We start from the raw sequence: 18,630 nt of genomic DNA, 5'->3' as shown, positions 1-18,630 counted from the left end.
GCCGGATGCCGTCCGTCCCTCAGGGCGCGGGCAGGACGCGTACGGTCTCCACCCAGCCCGGCGGCTGCGGCGCCTCGGCCCCGATCAGCGCGGCGATCAGCCGGCAGGACGGGGTCTCGTCCGGCCACGGCGTGTACCCGTCGGTCAGGACGACGACGATGTTCGGCCGCTCCGCCGCCGCCAGCGCTGCGCGGATGCCGACGCGCATGTCGGTGCCGCCGCCCCCGGCCAGGGTCACCTGCTCGGTGCTCGTCACCCGGGACACGGCATGCACGTCCGCGTCGCAGGCCAGGACGGCGACCCGGTTGCCGCGCACCCCCACTTCCCGCAGCACGCCGGTGACCTCGCCGAGCGCGGCGGCGATCTCGTCCTCGCCCATCGACCCCGAGGTGTCGACGACGATCGCGACCCTCGGCAGCGGCCGGCGCAGGCTGGGCAGCACCACGCGGCCGCCGAGCGCCGGAGTGCGGCGCGAGGGGCGGCGGTACGTGTAGTCCACGGCCCCGCCCGCCCAGGCGGCGGCCTCCCGTACCGCCCCGGACAGCGCGCGGCGCCAGTCGACGGTGGGCTCCAGCAGCTCCTGCGCCCAGCGCTGCCAGCCGGCCGGGAGCCTGCCCCGGACCTTCTGGTGGGCGCGCATGGCCTGGGCGGTCTGCCGGCGCAGTGCCTCCGCCTCGACCGGGCCGATCCGGGCGGGACCCGCGGCCTCGCCCAGCTCCCAGGGCATCGGCGTGCCGTGGGCACCCGAGCCGCAGTCCGGTGCGTGCGGCGGGGTGGCGGGAATCGCGGACAGGTACGTCTCGAACATCCCGCCGGCGGCGAGGCCGAACAGCCGGGGCTCCATCCGCCCCTCGGGCAGCGCCAGCCCGTCGGCGATCAGGTCGTCGTTGATCTCGCAGTCCTGGGCGATGTTGACGCGGCGGCGGTCGCGCTGGTCGGCGGCCGGCAGCCGGTCGGCGCGGGCGTGGTGGTCGCGCAGCAGGTGGGCCACCTCGTGGATCCACACCCCGGCCAGTTCCGCGACCGGCGTCGCGTCGACGAAGGCCGGCGAGACGTAGCAGCGCCAGTACCGGTCCACACCCATCGTCGGAACCCCGGCCGAGGGGACCACCGTGAGCGCGTACAGGGCGGAGGCGAGGTACGGCCGGGCCTCGGCCGCCTTGTACCGGGCGGCCAGCAGCTTCGCCCGGTCCAGCGGGCCTGCGCGGGGGCTCCGTCCTCGGGCGCGCCGCGCGTCGGGCTGTCGATGGGCACGCTCCCCCGCCCGTCAGCGGCCGCCCGGCAGGGCGCCGGAGAGCTGGAGCAGTTCGACGAACGCGTCGATCCCTGCGGGCACCGGCCAGTCCAGGTCGCGCATGGCGGCCAGGTCGGTGGCGGCCCGCGCCGCCACGTCGGGCACGCCCGCGTCGACCGCCTTGGCGAGGACCGCCCAGCCGGCCTCCCAGCGAGGCCGGGTGAGCTCGCCCTGGACGGCGGCGACCACGGCGATGAGGAAGGCCAGCTGCCGGTCGCCGCGTTCGGGCAGGGCGAAGGCGTCCGGGTCGGCGAGGACCCGGTCCGGGTCGGGCAGGTCGAGGTGTTCCACGTACGAGAGCAGCTCGATCCCGGCCGCGTCCCCGACGGCCCCGGTGAGCGCGGCGGCCAGGGCCTCGCGGCCGGCGCCGGCCGCGTACCCGGTGGCCAGCAGCCGCAGCGCCATCTCCCAGGTGCGCGGGGAGGGCCAGGCACGGCCGCGGCCCTCGGCCTCGTTCGGCATGTGGTGGACCAGGCCGGGCCGGGCGGTCAGGAAGCCGGAGATCACGCCGCGGGCGCGGGCGACGGCACCGGAGGCGCGGGCGGGGTCGACGGCCGGGATGGCCACCTCGGGCCAGGTGCCGGCGAGGCCGCGGGCCACGGTGCGCGGGCTGTGGGTCCAGTCGAGGTGGACGAAGCGGTTGGCCAGCGGCGGGCTGAGGTGCCAGCCGTCCGCCGCGCTGGAGGGCGGATTGGCCGCGGCGACGATCCGTACGGACTCGGGCAGGACGAGGCTGCCGATCCGGCGCTCCAGGACCACGCGCAGCAGGGCCGCCTGCACGGCGGGCGGGGCGGAGGACAGCTCGTCGAAGAACAGCAGTCCGTGGCCGGTGCGGGCGAGGCGGACCGCCCAGTCCGGCGGGGCCATGGGCACGCCGGTGGTCGCCGGGTCGTCCCCGACGATGGGCAGCCCGGCGAAGTCGGAGGGCTCGTGGACGCTGGCGATGACGGTCTCCAGCCCGACACCGAGGGCGGTGGCGAGCTGCTGCATGCCGGCGGACTTGCCGATGCCCGGCTCGCCCCACAGCAGGACGGGCTGATTGGCCGTCACGGCCAGGGCCAGCGCTTCGAGTTGCGGGTTGGTCGCGGGTTCGGTGCGGGTGGCGCGGAGTCGGGCGCCCAGGGCGTCTGCGGCCGCCAGGGCCCGCAGCTGCTGCGGCTCGGTGCTCATACCTCTTCGGGCTCCTCGTCGGCCTCGCGCTCTTCCATGTACTCGTCGAACCACTCGGAGCCGATGTCCGGGAACTCCTCCTCCACCCGGCTGCGCAGGAAGCGGAGATCGGTGCGCTTGTAGCGCCGGACCACCTGGCCCAGCGACAGGTCCGCCTCGTCGAGGACGTCGATCCGGCTGCCGGCCGCGAGGTACGCCCGCACCAGCTCCGCGGAGCCCCCGAACTGGACCGCGAGCTGGAGCGGGGTGAGTCCCGTCTTGGTCCGGGCCTCCAGGTCCAGGCCCGCCGCCAGCAGCCGCGGCAGGAGCACCTCGTGGTCGAGGAGGTGCATCTCGTGCAGCAGCGTGCGCCCGCGGGCGTCGCGGACCCGGGGGTCCATGCCGGCGTCGAGCAGCGCGACGACGCCGGGGGTGTCCCCGTGCTGGGCGCGCAGGAACAGCTCCCGCCGCTCCTCCCGGAGGGCGCGCGGCAGCCGTCCCTCACCCGTGGTCCAGATCTGCTGCACGGCGAAGCAGCCCTGGATCGCTCCGCCGAACGCCCGCATGGCGCGCTCGCGTCGCTGCTCCTCGGGGCTGTGCGGGAGCAGGTCGAGCACCCCTCCCTGGGAGCGGACCTGGTGCCACTCGCCGCGGCAGCGCACCCGTACGGGCTCGGCCTCGGCGGGGCCGGGCGGACCGGCGGCGGGGCCGGCCGCGGGGAACAGGGCCGCGGCGACGAGCGGGTGGAGTTCGCCCGGGGCGATCCGGCCGGTGCGGACCAGTTCGAGGTCGGGGAGCCGCTTCCAGGCGAACAGCGGCAGCCGCGGCACGTCCTTGAGCTCGTCCCAGCCGGCCACCCTGGCCCGGAGCCGGTCGCCCGGACCGGAGCCGGCGGGCTCCACCAGCAGGTTGCCGCGCCAGTGCACGGGCAGCCGGAACCGGTCGCCGGAGCCGGCCGCGGCGAGACGGCGCACTTCCGCCGCCAGCCGTGTCAGGTCGATCGCGGAAGAGCCCATGACGGTTTCGGGGCCCCCCACGCGGCCGTACCGCGGGACCTCCTCGGGCTCGGTCAGGTCCCGCTCGACGCCGGCGGCCTCGTACGCCTCGGCGTGGTGTCCGCGGGCGTGCAGCAGGGCCGTCCACTCGGCGTGCCCGGCCGGGTCGGCCGCGCCGGGATCGGCGGTGGGCAGCCCGCCGGGAGGCACGGGGGTGCCGTCCGGGCGGAAGAAGGGGAGCCGGTCCGCGCCGCCGGTGTGGCGTTCGCGCAGTGCGGCGGTGTGCCGGGCGTCCCAGAGCGGGCGGACCGCGGTCCAGTCCTCGACACGCGGTTCGCCGACGGCTCCGGAGTGGAGGCGGCCGAGCTCGGCCGGGCTGACCGGGGCGCAGTGCAGCCGCAGCCGCTGCGGACCGTCGATCATCGCGCCGGTGGTCACGGACAGCACGGGCGCGTCGGCGCCGGCTCCGTAGCGGGCGAGCAGGACGCGCACGTCGGGCTCGATGGTCGTGCGGCCGCCCAGGACCCGGGGCAGGTGCCAGCGCACCAGGTCCGGGGCGAGGTGGCGCAGGTCCTCCTCCAGCGCTTCCGCCACCGGGGCCCCGTGGCGGGCGGCGAGCCCGGACAGGTCGAGGCGGACGTCCACGGCGGCGGCCGTGCAGGCCGCCCGCCAGTCGCCGGCCAGCCGGTGCGCGGTGGCGCGCTCGATCATCCAGCCGGGTACGGCGTGGCGGCGGATCCGCTGCCACGCCGGGCCGTCCTCCGTCAGGAACCCGCCGGGCAGTTCGGTGCGGGCGCTCACCGGTACACGCTCGTGATCGCGCCGAGGTCGGGGTGGGCGGGCCGGGCGGGCCGCAGGCGGGCGCTGAAGGACCGCTTCACCTTGCGGGGCAGTCCGGGGCCGAGGCCCACGTACTCCAGCGGGGAGTCCTCGGGCACCGCGGCCAGCAGGCACTTCGCACCGCGCCCGGTGAGCCCGGTGTGGCGCAGTTCGAGGCGGCGCAGCGGGCTGCCGGGGAGGGCGGCGGCCAGGGCGTACACGCCCTCGTCACCGGTGTCGTTGCCGGCGGAGCCGAGGCTGCGCTCGGACATGGCCCGGCCGAGGTCGAGGGCTTCGATCCCGCCGAGGGCGCCGGCGAGGGACCGGGCGCCGGCCGGGCCGATGCCGTTGCCGCCGAGGCCGAGGCGGACGGGGCGCGCGGGGTCGGCGGCCGCGGCGGCGGCCAGGATCGCGGTGCCTTCGTCGCCGAGGTGGTTGGCCGGGAGGTACAGCTCGCGCACCCCGGCCTCCCGGATGAGCGCCGCGAGCAGCGGTGCGGCCTCGGCGGTGAGGCCGTTGCCGCCGAGGAAGAGGCGTTCGAGCGGGGTCTCGCGGGTGCGCAGGGCGTCGAGGAGGAGGCGTACGCCGTCGGTTCCGATGCCGGTGTTGACCAGGTCGAGGGTGCGCAGGGTGCGGTTGCGGCGCAACAGGGCGGCGAGGGTCCGGGCGCCGTCTTCGAGGACCGGATTGCGCTTGAGCCACAGCGCTTTGACACCGGTGTCGTCCGCGAGGGCTTCGGCGAGGGCGGTCACGCCGTCGGGCCCGATGCGGTTGCAGCCCAGGTAGAGGGTGTGCAGTCCGTGTCCGTCGGTGAGGGCGCCGGCGAGCGTACGGGCGCCCTCGTCGCCGATGGAGTTGGTGCCGAGGAGCAGGTGCCGGGCGTGGGCGGATGCGGCGGCGACGGCGGCCACCCGGGCGGCGCCGGCCGGTCCGAGGCCCTGCTTGCACAGGTCGACTCGGCCGTCCGCGCGCAGGGTTCCGACCGGGAACGCCTCGTCGGCCTCGACGGCACGCTCCGCGGCGAGCCGTGCGAGCAGCGGGTCCAGCCCGGCCGGATCGGCGATCGGCAGGTCGGGGTGCTCGATCGCGGGGCACCGTACGGGTGTCGGCTGTGTCATCACCACTCCACCGGTCCTTCGCCGGTGCCCGGCGTCCACAACGACATGGGAAAAAGCATCAAGAAGACGCAAGACCGGTCGGATTCGAACCGACGTCCTCCAGCTCGATGCGTGGGCGCGACGACCTCTGCGCTACGGCCTTGCTGCGGCAGATCATACCCATCCGCAGGCCTGAACTCGATCACCAGTTTGAACGATCGCGGGCCGGTCGCCCAGCGGTTTCACCTCGGCCGGGATGCCGGACACAGGCAGCCGAAATGTCCAGATAAAACGGACTTGCGAATCTTCGGCCAGTGCAGCATGTTTCCGGCCATCCGTACCGAATTCATTCCATGCCCGGCCCCCTTTATCCCGATCGATGCACAATTCGCCGGAGAAACGCCGCTCGCGCCGGATCGTTACCTCAAGTTTTGCTCAATTGCAGTGACACCGCGCCGGGCGCCTTCCTAGCTTCCTCGTACACGCGTCACGACTCTTCTTGACGCCTTCGTACGAATCCGCGGTTCCCCCCGCTGCCGGCGATCCCCGCAGCGCATCCCGCGGCCCCTGAGGAAAGAGTGCAGCATGAAGGTTCCCAAGGCCGGTGCTTTGGTCGCAGTGGTCGGCCTCGCCCTGACCGCCTCCGGGTGCGGCGGTGACAGCGGCCCCAAGGGGAACCTGGAGATCGGCATCAAGTTCGACCAGCCGGGCGTCGGGCTGCGCGAGCAGGGCGGCACCTTCTCCGGTTTCGACGTGGACGTCTCGACGTACATCGCCAAGGAGCTGGGCTACAAGCCGGAGCAGATCGAGTTCAAGAAGGTCGACAGCTCCGACCGCGAGCTGCTGTTGCAGTACAACGAGGTCAAGTTCGTCGCGGCCAGCTACTCGATCAACGACAAGCGCAAGGAGAAGGTCGACTTCGCCGGCCCGTACTTCCTCGCGCACCAGGACCTGCTGGTCCGCGCCGACGACAACACGATCACCAAGGCCGAGGACCTCAACAACAAGAAGCTCTGCTCGGTCACCGGCTCCACCTCCGCGCAGAACGTCAAGGAGAAGCTCGCCCCCAAGGCGAGCGTCCTGGAGCTCGACGGGTACTCGGAGTGCGTCGTCGCGCTCCAGGACGGCCTGGTCGACGCCCTCACCACGGACAACTCCATCCTGGCCGGATACGCCGCCCAGAAGGCCAACACCGGCAAGTTCAAGCTGGTCGGGCTGAGCCTGAGCAACGAGAACTACGGCATCGGCGTCAAGAAGGGCAACAAGGACCTCCAGACCAAGATCAACGCCGCCCTGCGGAAGATGGTCCAGGACGGCTCCTGGGAGGCCGCGGTGAAGAAGAACTTCGGCCCGGCCAACTACAAGAACGAGCCGGCCCCGCAGATCACGACGGGCAGCTGACGTTCGCCGACGAGGCCCCCGGCTCCGATCGGTCGGAGCCGGGGGCCTCGTCGGCTCTCGGGTACGTCAGGCCAGCGGGGCCTTGGCGCGCAGCACCTTCAGGAACTCCCGCATCCAGGCGGAGTGGTCGGGCCAGGCGCGGGCCGAGACCAGCGTCCCGTCGACCACCGCCTCGGAGTCCTCGTACGCGGCCCCGGCGGCCTTCATGTCGAGTTCCAGCGCCGGGTACGCGGTCACCCGGCGGCCCTCCAGAGCGCCGCTCGCGGCCGTGATCAGCGGGCCGTGGCAGATCTGGGCGACCGGCTTGTCGGCGCCGGTGAAGGCCGCCAGGATCCGCCGCACCTCGGGATTGTTGCGCAGGTACTCCGGCGCCCGGCCGCCCGGGACGACCACGGCCGCGTACTCCTCGGGCACCACGTCGGCGAACGCCACGTCGGCGGGCCAGGTGTAGCCGGGCTTCTCGGTGTAGGTGTCGAAGCCCTCCTCGAAGTCGTGCACCACGAACCGCAGCTTCTTGACCGCCGGCGCCGCGATGTGGACCTCGTACCCCTCCTCGAGCAGGCGCTGGTACGGGTAGAGGACCTCCAGCGACTCCGCCGCGTCGCCGGTCACGATGAGGATCTTCACTGCCATGGGCTGCTCCCGATAGGGGTGTTCACGGTGTGCACGGTCCACGGCCCCGGCCGGGGCCCCCGCCACCGTGCCCGCGGCGGAGCGTTCTGCCAAGGGGCCCTCACCCGTTCGGCCCAGTGGCCGCCGGGGGCAGAATCCGGCCTTCCGACACATGGATTTCATCTGTTGGGAACATGACAATGTGAGCCTCGGCTCTGCCACCTGACGCCCCGCCAACTGCCATGGCGGGGGCGGTGCCTGCGAAGAGGTATCCCCCACATCATGAAAATCTCCCCACGCGCCTCCTGGGTCGCCGGCCTCGCCGTCGCGACCCTGGCCCTCATTCCGGCCACCGCGTCGGCCGACTCCCAGCGCACGGCGGCTCCCCACGCCGACACTGCCGCCACCACCACCGGCGCTTCCGCCGACGCGTACTACGCGGCCGCCGAGGGCAAGAGCGGAGCCGCGCTGAAGACCGCGCTCCACAACATCATCAAGACCCAGTCCAAGGTGACCTACGAAGGCGTGTGGAACGCGCTGAAGGTGACCGACCAGGACCCGGCGAACCCGAACAACGTCATCCTCGTCTACTCCGGCCGCTCCCAGTCCAAGTCCACCAACGGCGGCGGCGTCAACGACTGGAACCGCGAGCACGTCTGGGCCAAGAGCCACGGCGACTTCGGCACGGCCACCGGCCCGGGCACGGACCTTCACCACCTGCGCCCCGAGGACGTCACGGTCAACAGCACCCGCGGCAACAAGGACTTCGACATGGGCGGCAGCCCCGTCGCCGAGGCCCCGGGCAGCTTCACCGACTCCGACTCCTTCGAGCCGCGCGACGCGGTCAAGGGCGATGTCGCGCGCATGCTGCTCTACATGGCCGTGCGCTACGACGGCGGCGACGGCTTCGCGAACCTGGAAGTCAACGACAAGGTCAACAACGGCACCGCCCCGGCGATCGGCCGGATCAGCGTGCTCAAGCAGTGGAACCAGCAGGACCCGCCGGACGCCTTCGAGCAGCGCCGCAACCAGGTCATATTCGACCAGTTCCAGCACAACCGGAACCCGTTCATCGACCACCCGGAGTGGGTCAACTCCATCTGGTGACCCCGCCCCCGGCAGCCGGGGGACGGCCCGCGAGGGTTGGGCCGCCCCCTGCCGGGTATTCGCAGGCCAGAGGCTGTGGTGCGCGCCGCCCGGCGACGCCGGCCGATGGAGGTCGCCATGGACGGAGCCGGACTGTCCGACCACGAGCGGCGCGCCCTGTCGGCGATCGAGGCCGACCTCGAAGCGGACCGCTCCCTGCAGCGGATCCTGCGCGCCGCGCACACCCGCCCGCGGTACCGCGTCCTGGCCGCCTGCCTCCTCGCCGCGCTGACCCTGGCCCTGCTGGTGGCGGCCGCGGTCACCGTGTCGCCCCCGCTGATCTGGGGGTTCGCCGCGACCTGGACCCTGACCGTGGTCCTGGCCCTGCCGCTGGCCGGCCGGTGGATCCGCCGCCGCTGGCAGCTCCGGGAGCACGCAGAGCGGTCGTAGGGGGTGTCCCGGCGCGACCGCTGGGCTACTGCTCGCCGAACAGCATCCACTTCTCCGTGTCCGCCAGGGGCTCGAAGCCCACCTTGGCGTAGACGGCGTGCGCGTCGGCCGTCGCGAGCATCACCCGGCGCAGCCCGTACGGGGCCAGGTGGTCGCGGATCGCGGCGACGAGGCCCGTCCCCAGGTTCCTGCCGCGTGCGGCGCGGTCCACGTAGACGTCGCACAGCCAGGCGAAGGTGGCCCGGTCGGTCACGACGCGGGCGTAGCCGAGCTGGGCGCCCGAGGCGGTGTCGTAGACGCCGAAGTTCAGGGAGTGCGCGATGGCCTCGTCCTGCTTCTCCCTGCTGCGGCCCAGGGCCCAGTACGAGTCTTGCGACAGCCAGCGGTGGATCAGCTCGGCATCGAGTCGGGCGGGGTCGGTGGACAGCTCACAGCCGTCCGGCAGTTCCGAGTTCATCCCGGCATCCAAGCAACGCGGGCAGGGCTCGGGCCAGCGATTTTACGGAACGTCCGGACGGGTCAGCCCGGCGGCTGGAGCCGGTCGGCGAGCGCCTTGAACCCGGTCCAGGCGGGCTGCGGCGGGCGGGCGTCCCAGACCTTCTGGGAGAGCGCCGCGAGCGGCAGCCGTATCCCCTCGGCGACCTGCGCCTGGGTCTGGGCTCCTGCCAGGTCGCACCACACGGCGAGCCGGGCGCCGAGGATCTGCGCCGCGTACCGGTCGGGCACCGGGGTCGTGCCGCGCAGCACGAGCGGGGTCCACTGCTCGTAGATCCGCTTCCCGGTGGGGTAGGTGAACTGGTTCGGCTGGCCGAGCACGTAGTAGAGGTACTCGTCGTTCAGGTTGACCAGTTTGCGGCCCTCCCGCAGGTACTCCAGCGGCGGCCGGGCCCCGGTCTCCTTGCCCGTCCAGTACTCGACCTGGATGTCCTTGGCCGCCTGGACCACTCCTCCGGCGAAGAAGCCGTCGTTCCACGCCTTGGGCGCCTTGCCCGCCGGACGCACCACGTCCGCACGGTCGTTGAGCCACCCTTCGGCCAGGTCCTGGATGCGCGCCGAAGGTCCGTACTTCTGCCGGGCCGCCCGGGCGAGCTGCGGGAAGGAGGCCTGCGGGTCGCGGTAGACCAGAGCCTGGTACTCGTCGGCCCCCAGGTGCCAATACCGGCCGGGGAACAGCGGCAGGTACTCGCGGAGCAGTTCGTCGATGAGCTTGGCCGAGGCCGGGTTCGATATATCCACGGCGCCCTTCACCGCCCTGCCCTGTACGTCGCGCAGCTGGAGGGCGGGGTAGGCGCGCAGCACGGCGCCGAGGTGGCCGGGCGAGTCGAGCTCGGGGACGACCGTGATGTGCAGGCGGGCGGCGAGGGCGGTGATCTGCCGGACGTCGGCCTTGCTGAGGTGGGGCGTGGAGACGATCTCGGGGTGGGTGTCGGACTGGATCCGGAAGGCCTGGTCGTCGGAGAAGTGCAGGCCGAGCTGGTTGAGCTTGAGGTCGGCCATGCGGCGCATCTCGTCCTCGATCCAGCCGACGGTGAAGTTCTTGCGCGCTATGTCCAGGTTCAGGCCGCGCTGCGGCTTGGCCGGAGCGTCGCGCACGGTGCCCTCGGGGGCCGAACCCGCGGACTTCACCGCCTGTTTGAGCGTGCGCGTGCCGTAGAAGACCCCGGCCTCGTCGGGGCCGGTGACCCGGACCCGGCCGCCCCGGACGGTCAGCGTGTACGACTCGGGCGGTCCGGAGTTCTTGGCGCCGAGGGCCAACTCCACGTCTCCGGGGCGCGGGTCGGCGGTCTCGGCGAAGCCCATGCCCAGTTCGCCGGCGAGCAGCTTGCCCTCGTCGGCGAGGGCCGCCGCGTTCGCGGGCGGTACGCCGACCCGCGCGCCCGCGGCCGGCTTCCAGCCGGGGCCGCGGGCCGGGGTGTGCTCCCGTACGGCCGGAATGGTGCGGGGGGCCGTGGACAGGGCGTACGACGGGGTCGGCGAGGGTACCGGGGCGCTGCGCGCGGAGGCCGTGCCGGCGGGGGCGGTGGAGCCGGCGGTACCGGCGTCCCCGGGGCTGCGGGCCTCGTCGGAGGCGGCCGTGCACCCCGGCACGGCGAGGGAGACCAGCGCGGCCACGACCGCCGTGGCGACGACGTGGCTCCGCCTGACCTGCCTGGACCGGACCTGACTGGACTCTCGCATCATGCACCCCTGTCCCCCGTACCAAAGTGGCATGGGGGACAGGGGCGCGCGACCCGGAGGCCGGGTCGGAGCCTCAGACCAGCGCTTCGACGGCGGCCGCGGCGAAGCCGTGGTCCTGGTCGGGAGCGCCGCCGCCGACGCCGATGGCACCGATGAGGCGGCCGTTGCGGTGGACCGGCAGCCCGCCCGCGATGAACAGCAGCGGCCGGTCGAGGGCGGTGGGCAGGGTGTGGAAGAGCCCCCCGGGCCGGACGGCGTCGACGAGGTCGGCGGTCGGGGCGTCGAGCTGGAGGGCGGTGAAGGCCTTGCGGGTGCTGGTCTCGCCGGATATCAGCACGGCGCGGTCGTCGCGGCGGAAGGCGAGCGGGTGGCCGCCGGCGTCGAGGACGGTGACGCTGACCGTGACCCCGGCCCGCTCTGCTGCGGCGCGGGCCGCCGAGACGAGGAGCTCGGCGTCCTCGGTGGTCAGCGGGGCGACGGCGGTACGGGCAGGGGTGGTGGTGCCGGACATGCGGGTTCTCCTGAATCCTGGTGCGGGGTGTGTCGTACGGGGGCTGCCGTACGAGGGGTCGTGGATCAGTGGTGGGCGGCCACGGGGGCGGACGCCGGGGCTCCGGCCTTGACGGCCCGGCCGTCGGTGCCCGGGCGGGCGGCCGTACGGCGCTCCAGCGCGCCGGAGACGAGGGCGAGGACCAGGGCGGAGGCGGCGAGCGCGGCGCCGACCCAGTTCGGGGCGGTCCAGCCGAGGCCGGCGGCGATGACGATCCCGCCCAGCCAGGCGGCGAGCGCGTTGCCGAGGTTGAAGGCGCCGATGTTGACGGCGGAGGCCAGCGTCGGGGCGCCGGCGGCCTGGTCGAGGACCCGCTTCTGCAGCGGCGGCACGGTCGCGAAGCCCAGCGCGCCGATCAGGACGATCGTGGCGGCGGCGCCGGTCTTGCTGTGGGCGGTGAGGGTGAACACGGCCAGGACGACGGCCAGGGCGCCCAGGGACACGTACAGCATCGGCATCAGGGCGCGGTCGGCGAAGCGGCCGCCGATGAGGTTGCCCGCGACCATGCCTAGGCCGAAGAGGACGAGGAGCCAGGTGACGGAGGTGTCGGCGAATCCGGCCACGTTGGTCATCATCGGCGTGATGTAGGTGATCGCGGCGAAGACGCCGCCGAAGCCGAGGACGGTCATCGCCATCGCGAGCAGCACCTGGACGTTGCGGAAGGCGGCCAGCTCGTGGCGGATCCGGACGCCCTCGGGCCGGGGCAGCTCGGGGACCAGTCTGGCGATGCCGAGCAGGCCGAGGATGCCGAGGGCGGCGACGATCAGGAAGGTGACGCGCCAGCCGAGGGTCTGGCCGACGAGGGTGCCGAGCGGGACGCCGACGACGTTGGCCACGGTCAGGCCGGTGAACATCATGGCGATCGCGCCGGCCTTCTTCTCGGGGGCGACGAGCCCGGCGGCGACCACCGAGCCGATGCCGAAGAAGGCTCCGTGGGCGAGGGAGGCGACGACGCGCCCGGCGAGCATGACGCCGAAGGCGGGGGCGAGCGCGGAGAGCACGTTGCCCGCGATGAACAGGCCTATGAGCAGCATCAGCATGCGCTTGCGGGGGACGCGGGTGCCGAGGACGGTCATGAGCGGGGCGCCGAGGACGACGCCGAGGGCGTATCCGGTGACCAGGAAGCCGGCGGTGGGGATCGAGGTGCCGTAGTCGGCGGCGACCTCGGGGAGCAGGCCCATGATCACGAATTCGGTGGTGCCGATCCCGAAGGCCCCGATGGCCAGGGCGAGGAGTGCGAGAGGCATGAGGGGGGTGCCCTTCAAGGGGGAGGTGGTGGTGCAGTCCGCGGCACTTGCCGTCGCCGCTTACATGCGTCCACATTAATTGCAGACGCGGGATAATTGCAAGCGCGGGCTATTGCGGCAGTGTCCTACCCTGGGAGGGCACCCGTGGGAACGCGGGGACGGGAACACCGGAAGCGGTGTGAAGGAGCAGGGAGCAGCCATGACGGCCACCGACAGCGCACTCACCGGCCTCGCCCAGGGCTGGTGCGCCCTCTCCCTGCTGCACGGGCGGATCGAGGCGCACATCGAGCGGGCCCTGCAGGCCGGCCACGGGCTGAGCGTGCGCGAGTACTCGCTGCTGGACGTCCTGAGCCGGCAGCACAGCGGCCCGGGCGGCCACCTGCGGATGCACCAGGTGGCCGACTCGGTGGTGCTGAGCCAGAGCGCGACCACCCGGCTGGTCAGCCGGCTCGAGGACCGCGGGCTGCTGAACCGCTACATCTGCGATACGGACCGCCGGGGCATCTACACCGACGTGAGCGAGGCGGGCCTGACCCTGCTGGCCGCTGCCCGGCCGACGAACGACACCGCACTGCGCGAGGCGCTGGCCGAGGCCGGCCGCAACCCCGAACTCGCCCCGCTGGTCGCGGCGGTGGAGAACACCCCCGCCTAGGTCGTGTCGTCAAGGTCCCGTCTGGCCGGCGGCTCGGCCGGCCGACGCCACTTTGACGGCACTCCCCAGGCCGGGCCTGGGCCCCGGCCTAGCTCTTGGACGGTGACGCGCTCGGGGATGGTGAGGACGGCAGCGGCGAGGACGACGGGAGGGCGGACGGGGGCCGCGACCTCGACGGCGGGGCCGCGGAACGCCCACCCGACGGGGTCGGCGACGGCTCGCGGGCCGAGCGGGTCGCGGGGGGCCGGGAGGGGGTCGGGGACGGGCTCACCGACGGATGCGGGCTGCCGGTCCCCGTACCGGATTCCGGAGACGGCCCGGGTCCGGTGAACTCGGGCGGCGAGGCAGGCGGCACCGGCCGGGCCGGGGACGGATCCGGGCCCAGTACGAGGTACCCGGCCACCGCGGCGGCGGCCGCGGCGAGTCCCGCGAGCGGCAGCGCGAACCGGCGCAGGTTCAGCCGCAGCCGTGCGGCGGGCAGCCCGGCATGCAGACCCGGCGGCTCCGCGGGGCGCAGTTCGCGGACGGTGATCCCGGCCGCACGGGCGTCGAGGGCCTGGCGCAGCCTGCCTTCGACGGGGCGTTCGCCGAGCGTCATATCCGTCCCTCCAGAATCTTTTCCAGCGCGTCCAGGGCGCGGCTCGCGTTGGACTTCACCGAGCCCCGGCTGATCCCGAGGGTGGTCGCTATCTCCGCTTCGCTCAGATCGGCCCAGTAGCGCAGTACGAGGACCTGCCTGCGGCGCGGGGTCAGCCGGCCGAGTGCGGCCAGGACCTCGCGGTGTGCCTCGTCGAGGACGACGTGGTCCTCCGCGGACGGGATGTCCGCCGCCGCGGGCGGGATCCACGCACGGGCCGTGCGACGGCGGCGCAGCACGGACCGGGAGGTGTTGACGACGGCGGTGCGCAGGTAGCCCAGCGCGTTGTCGACCTCGCTGATCCGCTCCCCGTGGCGCCGGTACAGGGCCGTGAAGGCGTCCTGGACCACGTCCTCGGCGGTGGCCAGGTCGTCGACGAGCAGCACCGCCAGCCGCACCATGCGCAGCCGGTGTGCGTGGTAGAGCTCGGTGACGGTGGGCTGCGGCGCCTCGCCGCGCAGGTCGCCGTCGTACGCGGCCTCCTGACCGTACGTGTGCCCGTGCCCGTGCCCGTACGGCCGGGCGGTCCGCGGGGTGGCGCGCTCGCGGCGCAGCACGGACGACCACAGGGCCCGCCACGACCACGAGCCCCGCCACGCCCGGCCGAAGCCGAGCGTGACGGGGCGTGCGGAGGGTGCGGGTGTTGCGAGGTGGAGCACTGGATTCCCGGGTTCTCAGCCGTTGGCGCGGCGCCGGACGGCGTACAGGGTGCCGGCGCCGGCGGCGATGAGCACGGCGGCCCCGGCCCCGATGGCGGTGTTGGTGGAGGAGGAGCCAGTATGCGCGAGCTCGTCACCGGCCTGCGAAGGGGCCGCGGCGGGCGCCCCGCTGGGGGACGCGCTGGGCCGTCCCGTGGGCTGGACGCTCGGCGCGGCGGTCGGCGGAACGCTGCGCGAGGGCGTGGGCTTGGCGCTCGGGGCCGCGGTCGGCGGAACGCTGCGCGAGGGGGTGGGCGTGGCGCTCGACGACACGCTGGGGGCGGGCGACGGGGCGGCCGAGGCCCCCTGGGCGGCGAAGGCGGGACCGGCGAGCGCGAGGACCGCCCCGGCGGCGGCAGCGGTGACGGCCGCGCGGCGGACGGTCGAGGGGACGCGCTTCAGGTTCATCACAGTGGTTCTCCACGGTCGGGTCAGGGTCGGTGCAGGGCTCGGAATGCCGCCCTTCACCCCCGCACGACGCGCGACCCCCCAAGAGGTTGCCGCCGGTTCCGAAGAATTTTTTCAGACTGAGGGCAGCGGGATCCTGCGGACCACCTCGAAGCTGAGGTTTCCGTACGTGGTGAAGAAGGCGGCGGCCGTGAGTTCCGTGGCGCCGCCCGGGTCGCGGGCCAGGACCTTGGCGCGGCGGGCCGTGCGGTCGAGCTCCGGGGCGTGCCGGCGGCCGAGCCGGACGGTACGCGTGACCCCGTCCGCCCGTACGTTCAGGAAGCAGTCCCAGGTGCCCGGCGGTATCGGCCCGCCGTCGGCCAGCGTGGCCAGGTCGAGCTCCGCCAGGAAGCCGGCCATCATCAGCTCCGGGTTCTGCTCGGTGAGCTCCGGGGCCGGTCGGGCGAGGAGCGGGACGAGGTGCTCGTCGCCCGACTCCCGCGCCCGCAGCAGGAGCTCGCTCTGCATGCGGCCGGTCCCGAGGGACTGGATGTACGCGTGGCCGGTCAGCCGTACGCGGCCGCCGCCCGGCCAGGTCAGCGACGAGAGCCGGTGCTGTGTCCTGAGCTTGTCGGTCACGTCGAAGAGCACGTCCGGCAGACCCGCCGCGGGGTCCCGGAACAGCGGGTAGCAGCGGTACACGCGGCCGTCGTCCACGATCTCCCGCGCCGGCTCCTCGGCCGGGTCGTACTCCATCAGCTGCTCGAAGGCGGGCAGCGGGCCGCAGGCGAAGGCGTACAGCCGGATCCAGTCGATCGGCGGCAGCTCGCCGCCCATCTCCGGGCGCCAGTACGTCTGCACGAGCGCCCGCGCCCGCTCGTACACCTCGGCGGTGAAGCCGGGGTTCTCGTGGCGGGCCTCGACGGCCGGGCGCAGTGCCGTGCGCAGCAGGCTGCGGAAGTGCCGGCCGAGCATCCGGCGCCGCCCGAGCGGGTCCTGGACCCGCTCGGCCACCAGGGCCATGACGCGCTCGATGTGCGCCACCGTCTCGCTCGCGGTGCGGGGGCGAGCGGTGATGTTCTGCCCGTCGTCGCGGCGGCGCAGGAAGTAGCAGTCGTAGTCGCCGACGACCGAGATCTTGCCGGCGGCCAGGAACACCTCGGTCACGAAGACCTGGTCCTCGCCGTACCAGAGGTCCTCCGGGTAGCGCAGGCCGGCGTCCTCGATGACCTGGCGGCGCATCAGCTTGGCCGAGTGCAGCGAGCGGTAGACCTCGGAGGTGTGGAGCCCGGCCTCCTCGGCGTGCCGGTGGGCCTTCTCCGACACCGTCCGGCCGAGGCCGACCTGCTTGGCGAGCACGACGTCGCTGCCCTGGGTCTCGGCCATGGCCAGGAGCCGTTCCAGGGCCTCGGGGCCGAGGAAGTCGTCGGCGTCGAGGACGAAGACGTACCGGCCGCGGGCCAGGTCGAGGGCCCGGTTGCGGGGCCCGCCCGGGCCGCCGGAGTTCGGCTGGTGCAGGACCCGGACCTGCGGGTACCGGGCGGCGTAGCGGTCCAGCTCGGCGCCGCTGCCGTCCGTGGAGCCGTCGTCGACCGCGATGACCTCCAGCCGCTCGGCCCCCAGGCTCTGGCCGAGCGCGGAGTCGAGGCACTCGTTCAGGTAGGGCATCGCGTTGTAGACGGCGATGATCACGGTGATGTCGGGGACGGACGCGTGGTGCATGCACCTGAGCATAAAGTTCCGCTTCACCGCCTCCGGAGGGGGCCGGTCCGAACCGGCTCACGGGTGCCCGGCGCCCGCACCCCCGGGGGCGGGCGGCGGTGCCCGTTCCGCCGGGGTCAGCGCAGGCGGGACAGGGCCTGGCCGAGGAGGGCGACGCCTTCTTCCAGTTCGCCCGGGGGGCTCGCCGCGTAACCGAGGACCAGGCCGGGGGCGCCGGGTCGGATGCGGTGCCAGGACAGCGGGTGCGCCTTGACCCCGAGGGCCAGGGCCCCGGCCGCGAGGGCGGTGTCCTCGAAGGCCGCGCCGTCGAAGGTGACCATCAGGTGCAGGCCCGCCGCCGCGCCGTGGACCCGGGCGCCCGGCAGGTGCGCGGCGACCGCCCGGAGCATGGCGTCCCGCCTGCGGCGGTGACGGCGCCGGACGAAGCGCAGGTGGCGCTCCAGCTCGCCCGAGTCCATCAGCCGGGCCAGCACCAGCTGGGCGAGGACCGGATTGCCGAGGTCGGCGTAGCGCTTCGCGGCGATCACCGCCTCGCGCAGGCGCGGCGGGACCAGCAGCCAGCCGAGCCGCAGCGCGGGGGCCAGCAGTTTGGACACGCTCCCGGCGTAGCAGACGCCCTCGGGCAGCAGAGCGCGCAGCGCGGGGACGGGTGCGCGGTCGTAGCGGTGCTCGGCGTCGTAGTCGTCCTCGACGACCAGTCCCCCGGCCGCGGCCCAGCCGAGCAGTTCCCGGCGGCGTTCGCCGTCGAGCACGACCCCGGTCGGGAACTGGTGCGCCGGGGTGAGCAGCACCGCCGGGGCTCCGCTCCCCCGGAGTGCGGCGGTGTCCAGCCCACCCTCGTCCACCGGTACCGCCACGGTCTCCAGCCGGCCGTACTCCAGCTGCTGTCGGGCCCCGAGCGAGCCGGGGTCCTCCACCGCGACCTTCCGTACGCCGCCCTCGCGCAGGACGTACGCCACCAGGGCCAGCGCCTGGGCGACGCCCGCGACGACGACGACCTCGTCGGGATCGGCGCGGATCCCGCGGTTGCGGGCGAGCCAGCCGGTGACCGCCGTCCGCAGCGCGGGCGCGCCCTGCGGGTTCCCGTAGCCGAAGTCGCCTGGGGTGAGCGCGGCGAGCACGCGCCGCTCGGCCTGCAGCCAGGCCGTACGCGGAAAGGCGGTGAGATCGGGCACCCCCGGCGAGAGGTCGATCCGGCACGGCACGGCCCGCAGGGCGTCGACGAGCGCCCCGCCGTCCGCCGCCCCGAACGGGCCGCCCGGGGCGCCCGGGCCGTCGGGGCGGGCCGGTGCGAGCCGATCGGGCGGAACGGCCGCGGCGGGGAGGTCCGGCACCAGGGGGGCGGCCACCACCGTCGTGCCCGCGCGGCCGCTGCCCCGGACCTGGCCGGCGTCCGCCAGGCGTTGGTAGGCCTCGGTGACCAGCCCTCGGGAGACGCCCAGCTCCGCCGCCAGCACCCGGCTCGGGGGGAGCCGGCTGCCCAGCGGGAGCGTGCCGTCGGCGATCGCCGAGCGGATGCGGGCCGTCAGGCGTTCCGTGCGGCCGCCCGGCGCCACCTCCCGCAGGTCCAGCTGGAGGAAGTCCGAGCCGCCTGCCGGGCGGGTGCTTTCGGACCCCTCGGAGTGATGGTCATTGGCCCTGTTCACGGGACCAATG

The 18,630-nt window shown here is 74.0% G+C and carries 18 protein-coding genes and 1 pseudogene; 4 read left to right on the top strand and 15 right to left on the bottom strand.

From position 1 onward, the window contains the following. Positions 1–19: 19 nt before the first annotated feature. The 5 genes and pseudogenes from ACFXGI_RS15445 to ACFXGI_RS15425 all read right to left on the bottom strand — a co-directional run bounded on the left by ACFXGI_RS15445 (position 20) and on the right by ACFXGI_RS15425 (position 5,517). Positions 20–1,195: a VWA-like domain-containing protein gene (locus ACFXGI_RS15445; protein ID WP_384706282.1), complete on the bottom strand. Its 1,176-nt coding sequence runs from the start codon at positions 1,193–1,195 to the stop codon at positions 20–22. Positions 1,196–1,267: 72 nt separating this feature from the next. Next, a complete protein-coding gene (locus ACFXGI_RS15440; RefSeq protein ID WP_384706172.1) occupies positions 1,268–2,464 on the bottom strand; it encodes an AAA family ATPase in 1,197 nt (398 codons plus the stop codon). Continuing rightward, a complete protein-coding gene (locus ACFXGI_RS15435) occupies positions 2,461–4,239 on the bottom strand; it encodes an ankyrin repeat domain-containing protein (protein ID WP_384706170.1) in 1,779 nt (592 codons plus the stop codon). The genes ACFXGI_RS15440 and ACFXGI_RS15435 overlap by 4 nt, the downstream gene beginning before the upstream one ends. Then, on the bottom strand, positions 4,236–5,375 hold the full coding sequence (locus tag ACFXGI_RS15430) for a gala protein (protein WP_384706168.1): 1,140 nt from the start codon (positions 5,373–5,375) through the stop codon (positions 4,236–4,238). Before ACFXGI_RS15430 ends, ACFXGI_RS15435 begins: the two co-directional genes overlap by 4 nt. 69 nt (positions 5,376–5,444) lie before the next feature. Beyond that, positions 5,445–5,517 (bottom strand): annotated as a pseudogene (locus tag ACFXGI_RS15425). Positions 5,518–5,939: 422 nt separating this feature from the next. Between ACFXGI_RS15425 and ACFXGI_RS15420 the strand changes: the two are divergent. Continuing rightward, positions 5,940–6,755: a glutamate ABC transporter substrate-binding protein gene (locus ACFXGI_RS15420; RefSeq protein ID WP_384706166.1), complete on the top strand. Its 816-nt coding sequence runs from the start codon at positions 5,940–5,942 to the stop codon at positions 6,753–6,755. A gap of 66 nt (positions 6,756–6,821) precedes the next feature. Here ACFXGI_RS15420 and ACFXGI_RS15415 read toward each other — a convergent pair whose 3' ends face one another. Next, on the bottom strand, positions 6,822–7,388 hold the full coding sequence (locus ACFXGI_RS15415; protein WP_384706164.1) for a DJ-1/PfpI family protein: 567 nt from the start codon (positions 7,386–7,388) through the stop codon (positions 6,822–6,824). A 261-nt stretch (positions 7,389–7,649) separates the two neighbouring features. On the opposite strand from ACFXGI_RS15415, the gene ACFXGI_RS15410 reads away from it, so the two are divergent. Together ACFXGI_RS15410 and ACFXGI_RS15405 are read left to right on the top strand one after the other, a co-directional pair. Then, positions 7,650–8,474, top strand: a complete 825-nt coding sequence (locus tag ACFXGI_RS15410; protein WP_384706162.1) for an endonuclease I family protein — start codon at positions 7,650–7,652, stop codon at positions 8,472–8,474. A gap of 117 nt (positions 8,475–8,591) precedes the next feature. Continuing rightward, positions 8,592–8,903 carry a DUF3040 domain-containing protein gene (locus tag ACFXGI_RS15405; RefSeq protein ID WP_384706160.1) on the top strand — a complete coding sequence of 104 codons (312 nt, stop codon included), beginning with the start codon at positions 8,592–8,594 and terminating at the stop codon, positions 8,901–8,903. A 25-nt stretch (positions 8,904–8,928) separates the two neighbouring features. Here the strand turns inward: ACFXGI_RS15405 and ACFXGI_RS15400 are convergent, their stop codons facing one another. From ACFXGI_RS15400 to ACFXGI_RS15385, 4 genes are all read right to left on the bottom strand, one after another. Next, positions 8,929–9,360, bottom strand: a complete 432-nt coding sequence (locus ACFXGI_RS15400) for a GNAT family N-acetyltransferase (RefSeq protein WP_384706158.1) — start codon at positions 9,358–9,360, stop codon at positions 8,929–8,931. A 62-nt stretch (positions 9,361–9,422) separates the two neighbouring features. Continuing rightward, positions 9,423–11,084 (bottom strand): glycoside hydrolase family 20 protein, encoded by a 1,662-nt coding sequence (locus tag ACFXGI_RS15395; protein ID WP_384706156.1) that lies wholly within the window; start codon positions 11,082–11,084, stop codon positions 9,423–9,425. 70 nt (positions 11,085–11,154) lie between these two features. Next, positions 11,155–11,592: a heme-binding protein gene (locus ACFXGI_RS15390; protein WP_384706154.1), complete on the bottom strand. Its 438-nt coding sequence runs from the start codon at positions 11,590–11,592 to the stop codon at positions 11,155–11,157. 65 nt (positions 11,593–11,657) lie between these two features. Next, positions 11,658–12,878 carry an MFS transporter gene (locus ACFXGI_RS15385; RefSeq protein ID WP_384706152.1) on the bottom strand — a complete coding sequence of 407 codons (1,221 nt, stop codon included), beginning with the start codon at positions 12,876–12,878 and terminating at the stop codon, positions 11,658–11,660. A gap of 199 nt (positions 12,879–13,077) precedes the next feature. Between ACFXGI_RS15385 and ACFXGI_RS15380 the strand changes: the two genes are divergently transcribed. Next, complete coding sequence (locus ACFXGI_RS15380; protein ID WP_030872271.1) at positions 13,078–13,530, top strand: MarR family winged helix-turn-helix transcriptional regulator; 453 nt, start codon at positions 13,078–13,080, stop codon at positions 13,528–13,530. 88 nt (positions 13,531–13,618) lie between these two features. On the opposite strand, the gene ACFXGI_RS15375 is transcribed toward ACFXGI_RS15380, so the two are convergent. The 5 genes from ACFXGI_RS15375 to ACFXGI_RS15355 all read right to left on the bottom strand — a co-directional run bounded on the left by ACFXGI_RS15375 (position 13,619) and on the right by ACFXGI_RS15355 (position 18,620). Next, positions 13,619–14,128 (bottom strand): hypothetical protein, encoded by a 510-nt coding sequence (locus tag ACFXGI_RS15375; protein WP_384706150.1) that lies wholly within the window; start codon positions 14,126–14,128, stop codon positions 13,619–13,621. Beyond that, the gene (locus ACFXGI_RS15370; RefSeq protein ID WP_384706148.1) at positions 14,125–14,826 is read right to left on the bottom strand and encodes an RNA polymerase sigma factor; all 702 of its coding nucleotides are present in this window, start codon (positions 14,824–14,826) and stop codon (positions 14,125–14,127) included. Before ACFXGI_RS15370 ends, ACFXGI_RS15375 begins: the two co-directional genes overlap by 4 nt. 15 nt (positions 14,827–14,841) lie before the next feature. Further along, positions 14,842–15,273 (bottom strand): LAETG motif-containing sortase-dependent surface protein, encoded by a 432-nt coding sequence (locus tag ACFXGI_RS15365; protein WP_384706146.1) that lies wholly within the window; start codon positions 15,271–15,273, stop codon positions 14,842–14,844. 114 nt (positions 15,274–15,387) lie between these two features. Continuing rightward, positions 15,388–16,974 (bottom strand): glycosyltransferase family 2 protein, encoded by a 1,587-nt coding sequence (locus tag ACFXGI_RS15360; RefSeq protein WP_384706144.1) that lies wholly within the window; start codon positions 16,972–16,974, stop codon positions 15,388–15,390. 116 nt (positions 16,975–17,090) lie between these two features. Next, a complete protein-coding gene (locus ACFXGI_RS15355) occupies positions 17,091–18,620 on the bottom strand; it encodes a PLP-dependent aminotransferase family protein (RefSeq protein ID WP_384706142.1) in 1,530 nt (509 codons plus the stop codon). Positions 18,621–18,630: the final 10 nt, after the last annotated feature.

The organism is Streptomyces sp. NPDC059355, from assembly GCF_042752335.1.
Classification (GTDB): Bacteria; Actinomycetota; Actinomycetes; order Streptomycetales; family Streptomycetaceae; genus Streptomyces.
The sequence above is the reverse complement of the archived record's forward strand: the minus strand, read 5'-3'. Positions and strand labels throughout refer to the sequence as shown.

What these genes read in the sequence shown, in the direction of transcription:
- ACFXGI_RS15400 (WP_384706158.1), bottom strand. Translation starts at nt 9,360, where the DNA reads ATGAACTCGGAACTGCCGGACGGCTGTGAGCTGTCCACCGACCCCGCC.
- ACFXGI_RS15430 (WP_384706168.1), bottom strand. Translation starts at nt 5,375, where the DNA reads ATGACACAGCCGACACCCGTACGGTGCCCCGCGATCGAGCACCCCGAC.
- ACFXGI_RS15365 (WP_384706146.1), bottom strand. Translation starts at nt 15,273, where the DNA reads ATGAACCTGAAGCGCGTCCCCTCGACCGTCCGCCGCGCGGCCGTCACC.
- ACFXGI_RS15375 (WP_384706150.1), bottom strand. Translation starts at nt 14,128, where the DNA reads ATGACGCTCGGCGAACGCCCCGTCGAAGGCAGGCTGCGCCAGGCCCTC.
- ACFXGI_RS15440 (WP_384706172.1), bottom strand. Translation starts at nt 2,464, where the DNA reads ATGAGCACCGAGCCGCAGCAGCTGCGGGCCCTGGCGGCCGCAGACGCC.
- ACFXGI_RS15395 (WP_384706156.1), bottom strand. Translation starts at nt 11,084, where the DNA reads ATGATGCGAGAGTCCAGTCAGGTCCGGTCCAGGCAGGTCAGGCGGAGC.
- ACFXGI_RS15385 (WP_384706152.1), bottom strand. Translation starts at nt 12,878, where the DNA reads ATGCCTCTCGCACTCCTCGCCCTGGCCATCGGGGCCTTCGGGATCGGC.
- ACFXGI_RS15390 (WP_384706154.1), bottom strand. Translation starts at nt 11,592, where the DNA reads ATGTCCGGCACCACCACCCCTGCCCGTACCGCCGTCGCCCCGCTGACC.
- ACFXGI_RS15415 (WP_384706164.1), bottom strand. Translation starts at nt 7,388, where the DNA reads ATGGCAGTGAAGATCCTCATCGTGACCGGCGACGCGGCGGAGTCGCTG.
- ACFXGI_RS15360 (WP_384706144.1), bottom strand. Translation starts at nt 16,974, where the DNA reads ATGCACCACGCGTCCGTCCCCGACATCACCGTGATCATCGCCGTCTAC.
- ACFXGI_RS15410 (WP_384706162.1), top strand. Translation starts at nt 7,650, where the DNA reads ATGAAAATCTCCCCACGCGCCTCCTGGGTCGCCGGCCTCGCCGTCGCG.
- ACFXGI_RS15405 (WP_384706160.1), top strand. Translation starts at nt 8,592, where the DNA reads ATGGACGGAGCCGGACTGTCCGACCACGAGCGGCGCGCCCTGTCGGCG.
- ACFXGI_RS15420 (WP_384706166.1), top strand. Translation starts at nt 5,940, where the DNA reads ATGAAGGTTCCCAAGGCCGGTGCTTTGGTCGCAGTGGTCGGCCTCGCC.
- ACFXGI_RS15380 (WP_030872271.1), top strand. Translation starts at nt 13,078, where the DNA reads ATGACGGCCACCGACAGCGCACTCACCGGCCTCGCCCAGGGCTGGTGC.